Origin of the sequence: Gilliamella sp. M0320 (assembly GCF_016101635.1) — a bacterium.
Taxonomy (GTDB): domain Bacteria; phylum Pseudomonadota; class Gammaproteobacteria; order Enterobacterales; family Orbaceae; genus Gilliamella; species Gilliamella apis.
Genome location: NZ_JACFQD010000008.1, coordinates 53,304 through 69,326 on the forward strand (window position 1 = coordinate 53,304; position 16,023 = coordinate 69,326).

The window sequence follows — 16,023 nt, forward strand, 5'->3', positions numbered from 1 at the left end:
GCAAGTTATGGTAGATATGCATAGCAAAACAGAACTTTTAGCGCGACGAAATAAATTATTGGCACAAATGGAGCCAAATAGTATCGCTTTGTTTTTTGCTTCACCAGAGGTTACGCGAAGCAATGATACTCACTATCCTTATCGGCAAGATAGTGATTTTTGGTATTTTACTTTTTTTGCCGAGCCAGAAGCACTATTGGCGGTAATAAAGGAATCTGATAATCAGGCTCGATACATATTATTTAACCGTAAAAAGGATCCTTTAGCGGAAACATGGACCGGATATCGGTTAGGTCAACAAGCTGCACTTGAAAAAGTTTTAGTAGATGAAGCCTATCTTTTTGATGAGATTGATGAGGTTTTGCCTAATTTAATCAATGGTAAAAAAGCTATTTATTATGCTGACCAGCTATATCATTATGCTGACGAGATAATTAAAAAAACGCTTAATACGCTACGGCAAGGCGGTCGATTCAAACTTTCAGCGCCAAGCATTGTTATTGATTGGCGACCAATCGTTCACGAAATGCGGATGTTTAAGTCTGAATATGAAATCGCCATTTTACGCCAGGCTTGTGAAATAAGTGCTAAGGCACATATTCGAGCAATGCAAAAATGTCAGTCTAGTTGGTATGAATATCAGTTAGAAGCGGAAATTTTACATGAGTTTGCTTGGCATGGTGCTCGTTGGCCGTCCTATAACACTATTGTTGGTGGGGGAAATAATGGTTGTATATTGCATTATGAAAATAATAGTGACCAATTGAAAGATGGCGATTTAGTCTTAATTGATGCTGGTTGTGAATATCAATATTATGCCGGTGATATCACCCGTACATTTCCTATAAATGGTAAATTTAATCAGTCACAACGTGAAATATATGACATTGTGTTAACCGCACAATACGCGGCAATCAAATTATTACAACCAGGTACTGCAATATCAATAGTAAACCAACAAATTATTCGAATTATGGTTGAAGGTTTAGTTAAACTTGGCATTATGCAGGGCGATATCGAGACGTTAATTGCAAATAAAGCTTACATGGCATTTTATATGCATGGTTTAGGACATTGGCTAGGTATTGATGTGCATGATGTCGGTAGCGATCGTGATCGTATCCTTGCTCCAGGCATGGTGTTAACGGTTGAACCAGGGCTCTATATTAATCAAGAAGCCCATGTTCCTGAGCGTTATAAAGGAATCGGCATCCGTATAGAGGATAATATTTTAATTACTGATTCAGGCAATGAAGTTTTAACCGCAATGGTGCCTAAAGATCCTCAACAAATTGAGAAGTTAATGCAAATCAATAAATAAACTTATGATCAAGTAAGGTGCTAATCAATAAATTAAGATTAGCACCATTAAGTTTTATTTTAAATAAATACTATTGAATGATAGTTATTGATTGATAAATGTCAGTTTAGCCGTTACCTAAACTAATTGAACTATCACGATTAAAGATAATCTTCATTTTGATATCTTTACCAGCAATTGGTTTGTATTTCCATGTTTTCATTGCTGTGATCACTGAGCGATTAAAAATATTATTGGGTTGAGCTTCAATAATTCTAATATTTTCAACTCGCCCTTCACTATTTACATCAAACATGACAATAACATGACCTTCTAAGCGCATGTCTAGTGCTCTTCTTGGATATTCTGGGCGATTTCGGCTAATCGGTGTTGGAGTGCCCGAATATTGCTGACTATCAGAGATTTTAGGTGCTACTGATGTTTTTGCCGTATTATCACTAATTGCTTCTTGTCTAACTTGTTGATGAGAAGCTTTTTGTGTAGGTGGCTTTTTCTTTTTTGGTTTCGGTTTTGGTTCTGGTTTTACTATTGTTGGTTTATCCGGTTCAACAGTAGGTTTTTCGGGTTCTTTTTCCGGTGTTGGCTCAGGTGTTTCTTCTTTAACAACTTCAGGTTCTACAACAGGCTCAACGGGTTGCTCTTCAATAGGTTTATTATCTATGATTTCACTGTTTTCAGCACCTTGAATATCAGGCGTATTTTCAACTAATGATTGTTCTGGGGCTGCTAACTGAGTAAGGTCAACCATTACGGCTTTAATTGAATCATCACCTTCATCAATCATGATATTATTTGCGAACAACGCCGAGCTAAATAATAATCCTAATAAAAGTAGATGAGATATCACAGCAACAGATGCAAATACATATATATAATCATCCTTTTGCTTACTTGTAGCAGATGATTGCGGCTCTTTTTCTGTGTTGATATCTATATCAAAATTGATCTTCATAACAGTAATAATTTTTCCCTTAGGGTGTGTATTCTAAATGAAAATGCTTATCATTTGTAGCATTTTTTTAAATATGATTTATCAATAACTTGTTGCATAAAAATATTTATCAGATAATAGTAAGTAAATATCTCTCATTTGTAGCGGTTAGACTGATGAATAATCTATCGATAAAACAAATACTCGATCTAGTACAAGAAGATTTAGTGAAGGTTAATCAGGCAATACAAGCAGAGCTTAGCTCTGATGTTGTATTAATCAATCAATTAGGTAATTACATTATTAGTAGTGGCGGTAAACGTATTCGTCCAATCATTGCCTTGCTCATTGCTAAAGCACTGAATTATCAGGGTGATAAACATATTATAACGGCTGCTTTTATCGAATTTATTCATACTGCAACCTTATTGCATGATGATGTTGTTGATGAGTCAGATTTACGGCGAGGAAAATCAACAGCTAATGCATTATTTGGTAATGCTGCTAGTGTTCTAGTGGGCGATTATATTTATACTCGTTCTTTTCAAATGATGGTTCGTACCGAATCATTTAAAGTATTACAAATTATGTCTGAAGCCACAAATGTTATTGCAGAAGGTGAAGTTCAACAACTACTTAATTGTAATGATCCTGATATTACTAAAGAACAATATCTACAAGTCATATATCGTAAAACAGCAAGACTATTTGAAGCGACTTCTCATTCCGCAGCGGTTCTTGCTGAAGCAACTCCAGAACAAGAATTTGCCTTGCAAGAATATGGAAAATATTTAGGTACTGCTTTTCAAATTATTGATGACTTATTAGATTATAGTGCCGATAGTAATCAAAAATTGGGTAAAAATTTGGGTGATGATCTTAATGAGGGTAAACCGACATTACCACTATTACATGCTATGCATCACGCTAACGCGCAGGATGCGGCTTTAATTCGGCAAGCGATTGAACAAGGAAATGGTCGTCATTTGTTAGAGCATGTTTTAGCTGTGATGAAATCATGCGGATCGCTTGAATTTACTTTAAAAATAGCCCAGCAAGAGGCGAACAAAGCGTTTAATGTGATTTCAATTTTACCAGATTCTCCTTATAAAAAAGCATTACAAGATCTGGCATTGTTATCAGTAAAAAGGGAAAACTAACAGTGAAGTTTATTTGATAATTTTAAATACATTATTTATACAATTTGTTTAATTAACACTGTTTTTACTATAGATGGTGAAAATTTTAAATTGAATTTTATTCTGTTATGCAAACAGTTTGTTCCCTTTTTATAACAATCCCATTGTTCAAATAAGGTTATTATTATGTTCAAAAGATCTTGGCCAGTTTTATTAATTTTTGTATCAATGATTTCTGTACAATCAAGTGCGTCATTTGCTAAATATTTGTTCCCAATACTTGGACCAGAAGCAATGACTGCGTGGCGTTTATTTTTTTCCTCTATTTTATTGGTCATAATCTTTAAACCATGGCGTAAAAAGATTTCAAAATCAGCAATTAAATATATTATTTTGTATGGTATTGCCATGGGTTGCATGAATTTATCTTTTTATAATGCTATCTCTCGTATTCCTTTAGGTATTGCTGTCGCAATTGAATTGACAGGCCCAATTATGGTGGCTATGTTTTCCGGTCGACGATTAACCGATTTTATTTGGTTAGGTATTGCCATAATTGGATTAGTTATGTTGTTGCCTATTCATCAAGCAGGCAGTGACTTAGATCCGATTGGTCTTTTACTTGCTTTATGTGCGGGAAGCTGTTGGGCTGGTTATATTCTTTTTGGTCGTAAAGCTGGCGAAATATATGGTGCGCCAAGTGTTGCGCTCGGTTCGATTGTTGCTTCAGTATTACTCTTTCCAATTGGGGTATGGCAAAGTGGTAGTACAATGTTTTCCTTGGATATTTTGCCATTGGCTTTCATGGTTTCTCTATTAGCGTCAGCGATTCCTTATGGCCTTGATATGGTTGCATTACCACGCTTACCAGCCCAAACTTTTAGTACCTTAATGAGTTTGTCACCGGTATTTGCGGCGTTTTCCGGATTAATTGTGTTGCACGAACAGTTAACACATTATCAATGGTTGGCTATTATGTTTATTATCGTTTCATCGATTGGAACGGTATTAACTATGCATCGGCCAAGTAAAATTAAAGCAGTAAATCGAGAGAATTAAGTTTATTGAAATACTATCGCGCCAAGCTGCGCGATAGTAATGAATTGAAAGAAAGAGAAAAGTAAAACGTTATCTCGGTGGGAAACCCATGCCTCCGCCCATTAAACCTTTCATTTGACGCATCATCTTCATCATGCCGCCACCTTTCATTTTTTTCATCATTTTTTGCATATCTTCAAACTGTTTAAGTAGTTTGTTGACATCTTGTACTTGTGTTCCTGATCCATTTGCAATACGGCGTTTGCGTGATCCTTTGATGATTTCTGGATTCGCTCGCTCTTTTAATGTCATAGAACCAATTATTGCTTCCATTTTGATGGTGATTTTGTCATCCATTTGCGCTTTAATATGATCCGGTAGTTGACCTACCCCCGGTAATTTAGCCAGCATGGCTCCCATTCCGCCCATATTACGCATCTGTTTAAGCTGATCTTGAAAATCATTAAAGTCAAATTTATCGCCTTTTTTTAACTTTTTAGCGATTTTTTCCGCTTTTTCACGATCAACATTACTCTGTAATTCTTCAATTAAAGAGAGAACATCTCCCATGCCTAAAATACGTGACGCGATACGGTCAGGGTAAAAAGGCTCTAATGCATCCGTTTTTTCCCCCATCCCTAAAAACTTAATTGGTTTACCGGTGATATGGCGGATAGATAATGCTGCACCACCACGAGCATCACCATCAACTTTAGTTAAAATGACACCGGTAAGTGGTAAGGCATCATTAAATGCTTTAGCTGTATTGGCGGCATCTTGCCCAGTCATTGCATCGACTACAAATAGCGTTTCAATTGGGTTGATTGCATCATGTAGTGCTTTGATTTCATCCATCATCTCGCTATCAACATGCAATCGACCAGCGGTATCGACAATCAGTACATCAAAAAATTGTAATTTCGCATGTGAAATTGCTTTATTAACAATATCAACCGGTTTTTGATTGATATCTGATGGGAAGAACTCGACATCAATTGCTTTAGCAAGTGTTTCTAATTGTTTTATTGCTGCGGGACGATAAACATCGGCAGAAACAACTAATACTTTCTTTTTTTGTTTTTCTTTTAAGAATTTTGCTAGTTTTGCAACGCTAGTTGTTTTACCTGCACCTTGTAAACCAGCCATTAGCATTACCGCTGGAGGCTGAGTAGCTAAGTTAAGTGAACTATTAACTTCACCCATTGCTGCAGTAAGTTCAGCTTGAACGATTTTAATAAATTCTTGGCCTGGGGTTAGCGTTTTATTCACGTCTAAACCGACGGCTTTTTGTTTAACTTGATTAATAAATTCTCGTACTACAGGTAGGGCAACATCAGCTTCAAGTAATGCCATTCGGACATCACGTAGTGCATCTTTGATATTATCTTCAGACAGACGTCCACGACCACTAATATTGCGGAATGTCTGCGATAAACGATCAGTTAAATTCTCAAACATACTAACTCTCAACAAATGAAAAAATTATCACCTATCATATCAGAAAATTTGCAGAAGTCCCATGCTCATAAATTTGTTATAACTTGACACAAAATTGTGTTCCTGTTGAAATGAGAGTCATAATAAATAAAAGGAGAAATTTATCTATGGCGAAAGTAGTTAATACCGATAAAGCCCCTGCAGCTATTGGTCCTTATGTGCAAGGTATTGATTTGGGCAATATGTTATTTGCATCAGGTCAAATCCCAATTAATCCAGCAACTGGTGAGATGCCAACTTGTGTGAAAGAACAAGCTAAGCAAAGTTTAGCTAATGTTAAAGCAATTGTTACTGAGGCGGGTTATCAAGTTAAAAATATCGTTAAAACAACTATTTTTTTAGCTGATATGAATGATTTTGCTGATGTTAATAGTGTCTATGAAGCATTTTTTACCGAAAATCAAGCAAGCTTTCCAGCGCGTTCTTGTGTGCAAGTAGCTCGAATTCCGAAAGATGCTAAAGTTGAAATAGAAGTTATTGCTGTTAAATAAGTTTGCCAAAGTGATTAGCACCAAGAGGTGCTAATGAAGCAAAAAAGTTGAGGAAAGGGTTTTTGGTGGCTTTTTTTGCTAAATATCCCTATTTGTTGTCACCAATTATGACGTTTTTCTATCTGAATCAGACTGTTAAACAGTCGATTTTATTTGCCTAAAATTATTTATATTTAAACTGTTATTTTGTGATTGATTGCCAATTAAGTTGGTGCAATAATCTACAATTATACATTGCTATTTATTGGTTAATTAGGTAGGAAAAATGTTTGAAAAAGTAGAGTCGTATGCGGGTGATCCAATTTTGTCATTAGTCGCAGAATTTAATAATGACAATCGTCAAGATAAGACTAATTTGAGTATTGGTTATTATTATGATGAAAACAGTCATGTTCCACAATTATCATGTATTAAAACGGCTCGTGATTATATTTATCAACATCAACAAGGTGCACAACTTTATTTACCAATGAGTGGTTTACCTAGTTATTGCCAAGCAATTCAATCACTGCTTTTTGGTGAAGATAATCCTGCTATTCTAACTAAAAGAATTGCGACTATTCAAACGCTAGGTGGATCAGGAGCCCTTAAAGTTGGTGCTGATTTTCTTTATCACTATTTTCCTAATTCGCAAGTATGGGTTAGTGATCCAACTTGGGAAAATCATATTGCTATTTTTAGTGGTGCAGGCTTTAAAGTAAATAAATATCCTTATTTTGACCCAGCAACTTGTGGTGTAAAATTTGACGCTATGCTAGATACATTAAATAGCTTGCCGGCTAAAAGTATCGTGCTATTACATCCTTGTTGTCATAATCCTACCGGCGTCGATTTAACTCAGCAGCAGTGGGATAAAGTGATTGAAGTTTTACAAAATCGTGATCTTATCCCATTTATGGATATTGCTTATCAAGGTTTTGGTGAAAGTATCGAAAGCGATAGTTATGCAATCAAAAAAGTCGCTGAGAAAGGATTATGTGGTTTGATTAGTAATTCTTTTTCCAAAACGTTTTCACTGTATGGAGAACGGGTAGGTGGATTATCCGTATTATGTGATGATAACCAAGCGGCCAACCGAGTGTTTGGCCAATTACAAGCAACCGTTCGTCGAAATTATTCCAGTCCAGCTGCGTATGGTGCGCAGTTAGTGTCATATGTATTAAATAATGCCGAACTTAAAACTTTATGGTTTCAAGAAGTTCAAACCATGCGCAACCGTATTGTAACCATGCGTTCAACGCTAGTCGATTTATTAAAAACAGCCGTACCGACACAAAATTTTGATTATTTAGTTAAACAAAGAGGTATGTTTAGTTATACAGGTTTTTCTAAAGAGCAAGTCACACAGCTAAAAGATGATTTCGCCGTTTATTTGGTGGGCAGCGGAAGAATGTGTGTGGCGGGATTAAATCACCATAATATACATCGTGTAGCAGAAGCATTTGCCACAATAAAATCATAATGTGACTAACTAGAGGAGAATCACATGTTACGTAAAGTATTTATTTTAATGGTAAGTATTGCGATGACAACAATGGTAGTTGGTTGTAACACGTTTAAAGGTGTCGGTAAAGATGTTCAATCTGGCGGTAAAGCAATTACTAATACTGCTGAAAATGTTAGTGAAAAGATGTAAATAGTAGCTGGAGTTACTTATAAATATTTTATAAGTAAACAATAAATAATGATGTATCGTATTTTTAATATTTTCTTTATATTTTTACTTGTAGGGTGTGGTTCGTTGAATTTTCGAACTGCACCTTTAACAATGGAAAATTGCCAGTATCAAAATCGTTCTGGTATTGAATTTAAGCTAAACCAGCTTGAACCCAATCTTACAGAATATCCCCATATTTATCTCTCACAAAGTCGAGCGAGTAATCATTTACCAATAAGTTATGTTGGTTTAAAAGGCAAATTAACCGGTCAAACTTTTGAGCGCGATTATCCAAAAGAGACATTTTGGCGGAGTCCTAATATATTTGAACGAGCATCAATGTATGATGATGGTTATGACGATTTGTATATCAGTGTTAAACAGAAAGAAGCTCGTGATCGTAAGGCAAAATTTGTGGTCAAAGAAGCGGTATTAGAAAACTGTCAGATTATCTATATTTCCATTGATTCTTTAGCTAAAGACAGGGATAATCCTTCATTAATTCAATCTGAGGATTTATCTATTTTAAATTAAGGATATTTGTATGTCTGATAACTTAACTCTCAAAGGATTAGGTGGTTGGCTCATTGTTGTTGCGATAAGATTATTTTTGAGTTGTATCACTAGTTTATTTTTGATTCTTTATAGTAGCATTACCTTTATAAAATTGGCTAATCTTACTAATTCTATTTTTTATATTGAAAATCTTAATTGGATTTATCCATTAGAAATTGGTATGAATTTGATTATTATCTTTTTTAATATCTACTTACTTTATCTCTTTTTCACTAAAAATTATAAATTTCCATCTTTGATGATTTGTTTTGAACTGTTAGTTATTGTATTTATGCTTTTAGATCAGTTTATTACTCATCAATTTACCTCATTTAAAATTGAAAGCCGTGATTTGTTTCATATAGCCAAAAACATTATTTTGAGCATTATTTGCATTTCCTATATGCTTAATTCAAAGCGAGTTTATAACACGTTTGTTAATGGACATCGTAGAGAGGAAAATTATAACAATGTTATTAGTTAATTTATTTTTTTAAGGAATTAAAATGTCATTAAATTTAGAACCATCTTTAAACGGAAAAGTAAAAAAAGCGGTTATCCCTGTTGCTGGTCTTGGTACAAGGATGTTACCTGCAACCAAAGCGATTCCTAAAGAGATGTTACCCGTGGTTGATAAACCACTTATTCAATATGTAGTCAAAGAGTGTATTGCAGCAGGAATAACTGAAATTATTTTTGTTACACATTCGTCTAAAAATTCGATTGAAAACCATTTTGATACCAGCTTCGAGCTTGAAGCCATGTTAGAAGCCCGAGTTAAACGTCAACTCTTGCAAGAAGTGCAAGGAATACTACCAAAACATGTCACTATCACAAGTGTTCGCCAAGGTTTAGCTAAAGGGCTTGGTCATGCGGTGCTTTGTGCTTATCCCTTAGTTGGTGATGAACCTTTTGCTGTTGTGTTACCTGATGTAATTATTGATGAGTATGATAGTGATCTTACTCAAGATAATTTAGCGGCGATGATTCATAATTATCATGATACTAAGCATAGCCAAATCATGGTTGAGCCAGTTCCGAAAGATCTTGTTTCATCTTATGGTATTGTTGACTGCCGTGGTGAGGAGCTATCAGCTGGTAATGTAACACAAATGTATAGTGTAGTTGAAAAACCGTCAATTGAAGATGCGCCATCTAACCAATCTGTGGTAGGCCGTTATGTGTTGTCTGAAAAAATTTGGCCTTTATTAGCCAAAACACCATTAGGTGCTGGTGGTGAAATTCAATTAACTGACGCAATTGCGATGTTACTTGCAGAAGATCCTGTTGATGCATATTGCATTAAAGGCCGAAGCCATGATTGTGGAAATAAATTAGGTTATGTCCAAACTTTTGTTCAATATGCAATGCGTCATAAAAGCTTAGGTGATGATGTTAAAGCGTGGTTAAAAACGATTTAATTTTATCTTTATTTCTGATGTAAAAAAGACGCCAATCGGCGTCTTTTGCTATTTGTTTAGAATTCATCGGAAGTGTATTTTTTATCATTAAACTTCTGACTGTTCATTATCCAAGGTCACGTTAGGATCGTTGTAGATATCCATATTCATTAATCCAACCTCGTGATCCGTTGCTATTGCTGCGGTCATTGCTCCAGATACGTTAGCTAAAGTTCTCGCCATATCAATAATTGGATCGACGGCTAATACCATACCGATTAATGGGAAGTACTCAGCCATCCCCATACCAGAAAGCACCACAGTAGCGGCAACAGTTGCCGTACCTGGAATACCGGCGATGCCAATCGAACCGATAACTACCACAATTACTAGCATAATGTAAAATTGAATATCAGTATTAATGCCAACCATATGGGCAACCATAACCGCGAGTAAAGCAGGGAAAAAGCCAGCACAACCATTCATACCCATTGTACTACCAAGCGATCCGACTAGGTTTGCGGTACCGGTATTTACCCCCATTCTGACTGTCAATGTTGAAATCGTCATTGGTAATGTTCCAACCGATGAGCGGCTGGTGAAGGCCAGTAACCATGTGCCAAGTGCCTTTTTAATAAAGAGGATAGGGGAAATACCATGCACCATCACAATCACGATATGTACTGCAAGCATTAATATGGTTGCAAGGTAAATCGCTAATACAAAGCTTGAAACTTCAATAATTGCAGGTATGCCATTTGAAATAATGGTACGAGCAAGTAAGGCAATTACCGCATAAGGCATATATTTGATGACCGTCATGGCAATTGACATGATGATTTTATAAAGCGCTTCAATAAAAGTTTTAAAAAGAGCGATAGGTTGTGGATTCTTTTTTTCCATGCGGTTAGCGGCAAGCCCCATTAATGCCGAAAAGATAACTAAACCTACGATATTCTCTTTTACCATAGAAGCAATAATATTACTTGGAATAAGATTGACAAATGTATCGATGATATTGGTATATTGTTTGGCAATTGCAGTTTTGGCTGAGGTTGAACTTAGTTCACCTAATGATAATACATTAGCCAAAATAATTCCAATAATACAGGCAATTGCTGTAGTGAACAGTAGCCAAAAAATACCTCTAAATGCGATTTGTGGTAAATTTTCTTTACCAGAAAAATCAATAATCACTTTTACAATTGAGACGAAAATGAGTGGGATAACCAGCATGCGGATAAAGGCTATAAAGGCTCGGCCGAATAAACCATACCATGTCGCGGTTTCTTGCATCCAAACTGCTGAGTCAGTAGGAAAACCGGCTACGGCTTGGATACCTAAACCAAGAACGGCACCAAGTATCAATCCGACTAACATTCGAATGGAAAAATTAACTTTTTTTGTTTGTAGTGGCCGCATGATAGCGAAAAAGCAAAGCAGTAATAAGCCAATGCCGATTAAGGTTTGATAATGAGTGATAGATAAGAACTTTTCGAAAAAAGTGCCCTGAAATATGGCATCTGACATGTTTACCCCCAGCGTTTGGATAAAATTAAATTAATTTTGAATAATCTGTTTTGGGGTTGGATTAACCATTTAAATTAACCCAACTGCCCATTCTGAATCTTAATAACTAAGCAAATATTTATTATGCTTAAACTCTATTTAGCGATACCTCCGGCGATATTTAAAATATCCCACGGTCTTGAAAAAGGTGGTGCATATAAAAAGTCCATCATCGCTAATTCATCAATTTTCATATTTGCCCAAATAGCCGTAGCTAAACTATTGGTTCTTAATGCAGCACCACTGCCACCCGCAAGCTGTCCACCTAATAAAACACGAGTTTCAGCGTGATAAATCAGTTTAGCAATAACGCTAGTTTGCCCTGCAACATAGTTACTATGATTTTTATCTTTAACTATCACTGTTTTGTAGGGGATACCTGCTTTGATAGCTTGCTGTTCGGTGAGTCCTGTTCGGCCAGCTTCAATATCAAACACTTTTAATGCTGATGTGCCAAGGGTTCCTGGGAATTGATTATTACCGCCAGCTAAATTGTCACCAACCACCTTACCGAGTTTGTTGGCGCCAGTAGCTAATGGTATATAAGTCATTGATTGACTAACTCGATGATATAGTGCGACACAGTCGCCCGCGGCATAAATATCAGCAATATTAGTTTTGCCATAACTATCAATGACAATAGCGCCATTGCTAAGTGTTTCAAGCTCTAAATCATTATATACTTTGCTATTAGGTTTTACCCCTGTAGCTATAATGACAATATCCGCCGCATATTTAGCTTTATCGGTAATAACATGGGTAACTTTTTGTACACCTTCGAAACCTTGTACTCGTTCTTGTAGGTGTAAATCACAATGTTGTTTTAGGTTTTCTTCAATTATCTCGGTAAGTTCCGGATCGAAGGCGTCGACCAATACTCTTTCATCTAATTGAATTAATTTTACATTTTTGTTTAATGCCACTAAAGATTCAGTTACTTCAAGCCCTATGTAGCCAGCACCAATGACTACAACATTGGTATTTTGTGGATTCGTTAAGGCATTTTTTATTGCCAGACCATCATATATATCACGTAAAGTGAAAATATTTTCCAGTTGGCGATTTTCTAAAGGCGGAATTATTGGTACTGCTCCAACCGCAATAAGTAATTTGTCATAATCATCATCAAAACAGTTATTGGTATTAAGATCTTTGACTTTAATTTTTTTTAATTTTGCATTAATAGCAATAACTTCATGTAACGTTTTGATTTCAATCCCATCTTTTGCAAATTGATTTGGTGTTCTGGATATCATTTCATTTTCATCTTGAAAATGATTGCCAATAAAGTAAGGTAATCCACAAGCACCAAATGAAATAATATCTGATTTTTCATAGATGCGAATCGTCGCATTGGGATCCTTTCTTCTGGCTTTAGCCGCGGCACTTGCGCCAGCTGCTTGAGCGCCAATGATGATTATTTTCATCGAGTATTCTCCTTTGAGCGCAAATAATTTTTAATTATCATCCTAACACAGGTTAATCACACTAGTTAGATTAGTTGGTTATTTAGCTTTAATATTAATCAATTTAAAGTTGTGCCGATAAGATTTGATTTTTGTTAAAAATAAATCTTAATCAGTTAAAATTTTTTGAGGAAAGGGGTTTTTTCAACTATATTTTTGATTAATTTAACCTGTAATGGTGTATCGTTTAGGGCTGGGATATAATAAAACAGTTTACCACCAGCATTTAAAAATATTTCTCGATTTTGTTCGTCAATTTCATAAAGCGTTTCAATGCAATCTGCCGAAAAACCTGGACAGATAACCTGCACATGTTCAGTACCGGTTTTAGCCAAGTTTGCTAATATATCGCTGGTGTTGGGTTCAACCCATTTCCCTTTACCAAACTTTGATTGATAAGCCATTATTATTGGTAAGTCGATGCCATTTGCTTGGCATTTGTCTGTCAATAATTTAGTGGTTAACTGGCATCTTTGCACATAGTCGTCTTGGCGTTTATCAATATAGCGTTGAGGAATACCATGGTAAGAAAGGAGTAATACATCCGGTTGCCCTTGGGTTGAAAACGCTTGCTGAACTTGCCAATAAAGTGCATCAATATAATTTGGGTGGTCGGCATAATCACGAATATAGCTAAGATTAATTTTGATATTATTGTCAGCAATAAGTTGCTTTACTTTAGCTAATACCGCTTGAGTTGTGGTGGTCGAATATTGCGGAAATAACGGTAATAAAGTGACTTTTTCACATGATTTTAAATTATTTAGCGCCGACAGTAAGTTCGGTTCCCCATAGGTCATGGCTAATTCGCATTGCATATCTGGTAATGCGGGTTGTAATTGATTGATCAAGCGTTTACTGTAATGGAGTAATGGTGATTCACCCTCTCTCCATATCTTTTGATAATGGTTGATGATATAGGGGACACGTTTAGGCAGTACGAGGTATTTTAAAATTGGATGCCAAATAAAAGCAGGCAGGTCGACAACATGGCGATCGAGTAAAAACTCGGTCAAGTAACAACGAATCGCCATTGGTGTTACGGCACTTGGTGTGCCTAAATTAACTAGCAATAACCCCTGTTTTTTATTCACAAGCCATCCTTATGATTTTTCAAGATAGTGATGGATAACCTCAAGAAGGCGATTTAGTGCACCTTGGTTATTTTTTAAAACTTGATAGGCATTTTCGCCAATTTGCTGACAACGACTTTCATCATTTAATAAGCTATTAATGGTGGAATAGAGCGAATCAGCAGAACTATCACATATCAGCATGCCATTAGCTTCAATTAACTGTTCACCAATAACTTTAAAGTTAAAAAAATGTGTACCGCTTATAATAGGAATATGGTGTAGAGCCGGTTCCAGGGGGTTATGTCCGCCATGTTCAATTAAACTACCGCCAACAAAAGCAATATTAGCCAAACCATAAAGTTCCAGTAATTCTCCCATGGTATCACCCAAAATCACTTGTGTCTGATCTGTAGGGTTTTGTTTGCTACTGCGTGTAATATAATTCAAGCCATTATCGGCAATTAGTTTTTCAACGGTTTTAAAACGTTCAGGGTGACGAGGGACTAAAATAAGTAATAAGTTGCTATGATTTTTAAGAAGCTGTTGAAATGCTGATAAAATGATTTCATCTTCACCTGAATGCGTGCTGGCAGCGATTAGTACTGGTCGATGTAATTGCCATTGCTGTTTTAACTGCGCAAGATTCTGTTGTTGCTTGGCCGTGAGTTCAATATCAAACTTAATACTACCCGTTACCGCTAAATGATCTGCCGGTAGACCCAATGAGATAAATCTATCACCGTCTTGTCTATTTTGGGCGGCAACCGTGCTGATTTTAGCTAATAGTTTACTAATCGCTTGTCCTAGTTTATGGTATCTTCTGGCTGAACGTTCAGATAAGCGGGCATTAGCAATGATCAATGGAATTTTTTTGCTATAACATTGGCTAATTAAGTTTGGCCAAAGCTCTGTTTCCATAATTATGACTAATTTGGGCTGAACTGTTTTTAGAAAGCGATGTATTGCACAAGGCAGATCATAAGGCAAGTAGACATGACTAACACTCTCTTTGAGTATTGATTTAACTTGTTTAGAGCCAGTGGGTGTCATGGTCGTCACCGTAATCGGTAACTGTGGATATTGGCTTTGCAGCGCTTTAATCAATGGAATTGCGGCTAACGTTTCGCCGACAGAAACCGCATGTACTAAAATCCCACCTGATTTGACTTTATTTTTGCAAAATCCATAACGTTCTAACCAACGTTTACGGTAGTCTGGCGCTTTACGGCTACGCCAAAGTAATCTCAGCCAGACTAGTGGTTGAATTAAATAAAGTAAGATCGTATATACAATACTCATGATCATTCATTAGTTAGATTAAAAAAGTGTTGTCGGTAATAAACTAATTCGGCAATTGAATCACGAATATCATCCAACGCTTGGTGAGAACTCTGTTTACTGATACCTTTTAATATTTCTGGTTTCCAGCGTCTGGCTAATTCCTTAATCGTACTGACATCTAAATATCGATAATGAAAATATTTTTCTAAATTTGGCATATAGTTAAATAGAAAACGGCGATCTTGACCAATGGTATTACCACAGATTGGTGAACTGTTTTCCGGCACCCATTGTTTTAAAAATTCAATGGTTTGTTGTTCAGCTTGTTGTTCGCAAATGGTACTTTGACGCACACGATCAATTAATCCGGATTTGCCATGCGTTCTTTGATTCCAATCATCCATAAGCGCAAGTTGTTCATCTGATTGATGGATAGCAATGACTGGGCCTTCAGCGAGGATATTTAAATTAGAATCAGTTACGATGGTAGCGATTTCGATAATCCGATCGCTATTTGGATCAAGACCTGTCATTTCTAGGTCAATCCAGATAAGATTACTACTGTTTATATTTACTTGTGTCGTCATAATTTTCGAGATAAA

The 16,023-nt window shown here is 36.0% G+C and carries 16 protein-coding genes; 9 read left to right on the forward strand and 7 right to left on the reverse strand.

What is annotated here, in order from left to right; translation table 11 throughout:
- Positions 1 to 7 precede the first annotated feature (7 nt).
- Entirely contained in the window at positions 8 to 1,321 is a 1,314-nt protein-coding gene (pepP, locus tag H3T83_RS10090) for a Xaa-Pro aminopeptidase (protein ID WP_232351154.1), read from the forward strand.
- Positions 1,322 to 1,427: 106 nt separating this feature from the next.
- On the opposite strand, the gene H3T83_RS10095 is transcribed toward pepP, so the two are convergent.
- On the reverse strand, positions 1,428 to 2,273 hold the full coding sequence (locus H3T83_RS10095; protein ID WP_198215684.1) for a TonB family protein: 846 nt from the start codon (positions 2,271 to 2,273) through the stop codon (positions 1,428 to 1,430).
- Between the two features lie 155 nt (positions 2,274 to 2,428).
- Here H3T83_RS10095 and ispB point away from each other — a divergent pair, with 155 nt between their 5' ends.
- A complete protein-coding gene (gene ispB / locus H3T83_RS10100) occupies positions 2,429 to 3,412 on the forward strand; it encodes an octaprenyl diphosphate synthase (protein ID WP_198215685.1) in 984 nt (327 codons plus the stop codon).
- 165 nt (positions 3,413 to 3,577) lie between these two features.
- Positions 3,578 to 4,450 (forward strand): EamA family transporter, encoded by an 873-nt coding sequence (locus tag H3T83_RS10105; protein ID WP_086356824.1) that lies wholly within the window; start codon positions 3,578 to 3,580, stop codon positions 4,448 to 4,450.
- Between the two features lie 69 nt (positions 4,451 to 4,519).
- Here H3T83_RS10105 and ffh read toward each other — a convergent pair whose 3' ends face one another.
- On the reverse strand, positions 4,520 to 5,887 hold the full coding sequence (gene ffh / locus H3T83_RS10110; RefSeq protein WP_065578375.1) for a signal recognition particle protein: 1,368 nt from the start codon (positions 5,885 to 5,887) through the stop codon (positions 4,520 to 4,522).
- A gap of 146 nt (positions 5,888 to 6,033) precedes the next feature.
- Here ffh and H3T83_RS10115 point away from each other — a divergent pair, with 146 nt between their 5' ends.
- The 6 genes from H3T83_RS10115 (at position 6,034) to galU (ending at position 10,050) form a co-directional block, all read left to right on the forward strand.
- Positions 6,034 to 6,417, forward strand: coding sequence for a RidA family protein (locus H3T83_RS10115; RefSeq protein WP_034901712.1), 384 nt, complete (start codon positions 6,034 to 6,036; stop codon positions 6,415 to 6,417).
- A 265-nt stretch (positions 6,418 to 6,682) separates the two neighbouring features.
- Complete coding sequence (locus tag H3T83_RS10120; protein ID WP_198215686.1) at positions 6,683 to 7,879, forward strand: amino acid aminotransferase; 1,197 nt, start codon at positions 6,683 to 6,685, stop codon at positions 7,877 to 7,879.
- Positions 7,880 to 7,903: 24 nt separating this feature from the next.
- Positions 7,904 to 8,053 (forward strand): entericidin A/B family lipoprotein, encoded by a 150-nt coding sequence (locus tag H3T83_RS10125; RefSeq protein WP_065578372.1) that lies wholly within the window; start codon positions 7,904 to 7,906, stop codon positions 8,051 to 8,053.
- A gap of 105 nt (positions 8,054 to 8,158) precedes the next feature.
- Positions 8,159 to 8,608, forward strand: a complete 450-nt coding sequence (locus tag H3T83_RS10130) for a hypothetical protein (protein ID WP_131798792.1) — start codon at positions 8,159 to 8,161, stop codon at positions 8,606 to 8,608.
- 10 nt (positions 8,609 to 8,618) lie between these two features.
- The gene (locus H3T83_RS10135; protein ID WP_086360334.1) at positions 8,619 to 9,113 is read left to right on the forward strand and encodes a DUF2569 domain-containing protein; all 495 of its coding nucleotides are present in this window, start codon (positions 8,619 to 8,621) and stop codon (positions 9,111 to 9,113) included.
- Between the two features lie 22 nt (positions 9,114 to 9,135).
- Positions 9,136 to 10,050 (forward strand): UTP--glucose-1-phosphate uridylyltransferase GalU, encoded by a 915-nt coding sequence (gene galU, locus H3T83_RS10140; protein WP_065651698.1) that lies wholly within the window; start codon positions 9,136 to 9,138, stop codon positions 10,048 to 10,050.
- Positions 10,051 to 10,137: 87 nt separating this feature from the next.
- Here galU and H3T83_RS10145 read toward each other — a convergent pair whose 3' ends face one another.
- The 5 genes from H3T83_RS10145 to orn all read right to left on the reverse strand — a co-directional run bounded on the left by H3T83_RS10145 (position 10,138) and on the right by orn (position 16,008).
- Positions 10,138 to 11,559 carry a cation:dicarboxylate symporter family transporter gene (locus H3T83_RS10145; RefSeq protein ID WP_198215687.1) on the reverse strand — a complete coding sequence of 474 codons (1,422 nt, stop codon included), beginning with the start codon at positions 11,557 to 11,559 and terminating at the stop codon, positions 10,138 to 10,140.
- Positions 11,560 to 11,693: 134 nt separating this feature from the next.
- Positions 11,694 to 13,025, reverse strand: a complete 1,332-nt coding sequence (locus H3T83_RS10150) for a CoA-disulfide reductase (RefSeq protein WP_198215688.1) — start codon at positions 13,023 to 13,025, stop codon at positions 11,694 to 11,696.
- Positions 13,026 to 13,180: 155 nt separating this feature from the next.
- The gene (gene hemH, locus H3T83_RS10155) at positions 13,181 to 14,158 is read right to left on the reverse strand and encodes a ferrochelatase (RefSeq protein ID WP_198215689.1); all 978 of its coding nucleotides are present in this window, start codon (positions 14,156 to 14,158) and stop codon (positions 13,181 to 13,183) included.
- 9 nt (positions 14,159 to 14,167) lie between these two features.
- Complete coding sequence (gene waaA / locus H3T83_RS10160; RefSeq protein WP_232351155.1) at positions 14,168 to 15,439, reverse strand: lipid IV(A) 3-deoxy-D-manno-octulosonic acid transferase; 1,272 nt, start codon at positions 15,437 to 15,439, stop codon at positions 14,168 to 14,170.
- Positions 15,440 to 15,441: 2 nt separating this feature from the next.
- The gene (orn, locus tag H3T83_RS10165) at positions 15,442 to 16,008 is read right to left on the reverse strand and encodes an oligoribonuclease (protein WP_034883923.1); all 567 of its coding nucleotides are present in this window, start codon (positions 16,006 to 16,008) and stop codon (positions 15,442 to 15,444) included.
- Positions 16,009 to 16,023 lie beyond the last annotated feature (15 nt).

Coding starts and splice junctions, on each gene's coding strand:
- H3T83_RS10150 (WP_198215688.1), bottom strand. CDS start 13,025: ATGAAAATAATCATCATTGGCGCTCAAGCAGCTGGCGCAAGTGCCGCG.
- H3T83_RS10105 (WP_086356824.1), top strand. CDS start 3,578: ATGTTCAAAAGATCTTGGCCAGTTTTATTAATTTTTGTATCAATGATT.
- ispB (WP_198215685.1), top strand. CDS start 2,429: ATGAATAATCTATCGATAAAACAAATACTCGATCTAGTACAAGAAGAT.
- H3T83_RS10095 (WP_198215684.1), bottom strand. CDS start 2,273: ATGAAGATCAATTTTGATATAGATATCAACACAGAAAAAGAGCCGCAA.
- orn (WP_034883923.1), bottom strand. CDS start 16,008: ATGACGACACAAGTAAATATAAACAGTAGTAATCTTATCTGGATTGAC.
- galU (WP_065651698.1), top strand. CDS start 9,136: ATGTCATTAAATTTAGAACCATCTTTAAACGGAAAAGTAAAAAAAGCG.
- H3T83_RS10145 (WP_198215687.1), bottom strand. CDS start 11,559: ATGTCAGATGCCATATTTCAGGGCACTTTTTTCGAAAAGTTCTTATCT.
- H3T83_RS10135 (WP_086360334.1), top strand. CDS start 8,619: ATGTCTGATAACTTAACTCTCAAAGGATTAGGTGGTTGGCTCATTGTT.
- H3T83_RS10125 (WP_065578372.1), top strand. CDS start 7,904: ATGTTACGTAAAGTATTTATTTTAATGGTAAGTATTGCGATGACAACA.
- H3T83_RS10120 (WP_198215686.1), top strand. CDS start 6,683: ATGTTTGAAAAAGTAGAGTCGTATGCGGGTGATCCAATTTTGTCATTA.
- pepP (WP_232351154.1), top strand. CDS start 8: ATGGTAGATATGCATAGCAAAACAGAACTTTTAGCGCGACGAAATAAA.
- ffh (WP_065578375.1), bottom strand. CDS start 5,887: ATGTTTGAGAATTTAACTGATCGTTTATCGCAGACATTCCGCAATATT.
- H3T83_RS10115 (WP_034901712.1), top strand. CDS start 6,034: ATGGCGAAAGTAGTTAATACCGATAAAGCCCCTGCAGCTATTGGTCCT.
- waaA (WP_232351155.1), bottom strand. CDS start 15,439: ATGAGTATTGTATATACGATCTTACTTTATTTAATTCAACCACTAGTC.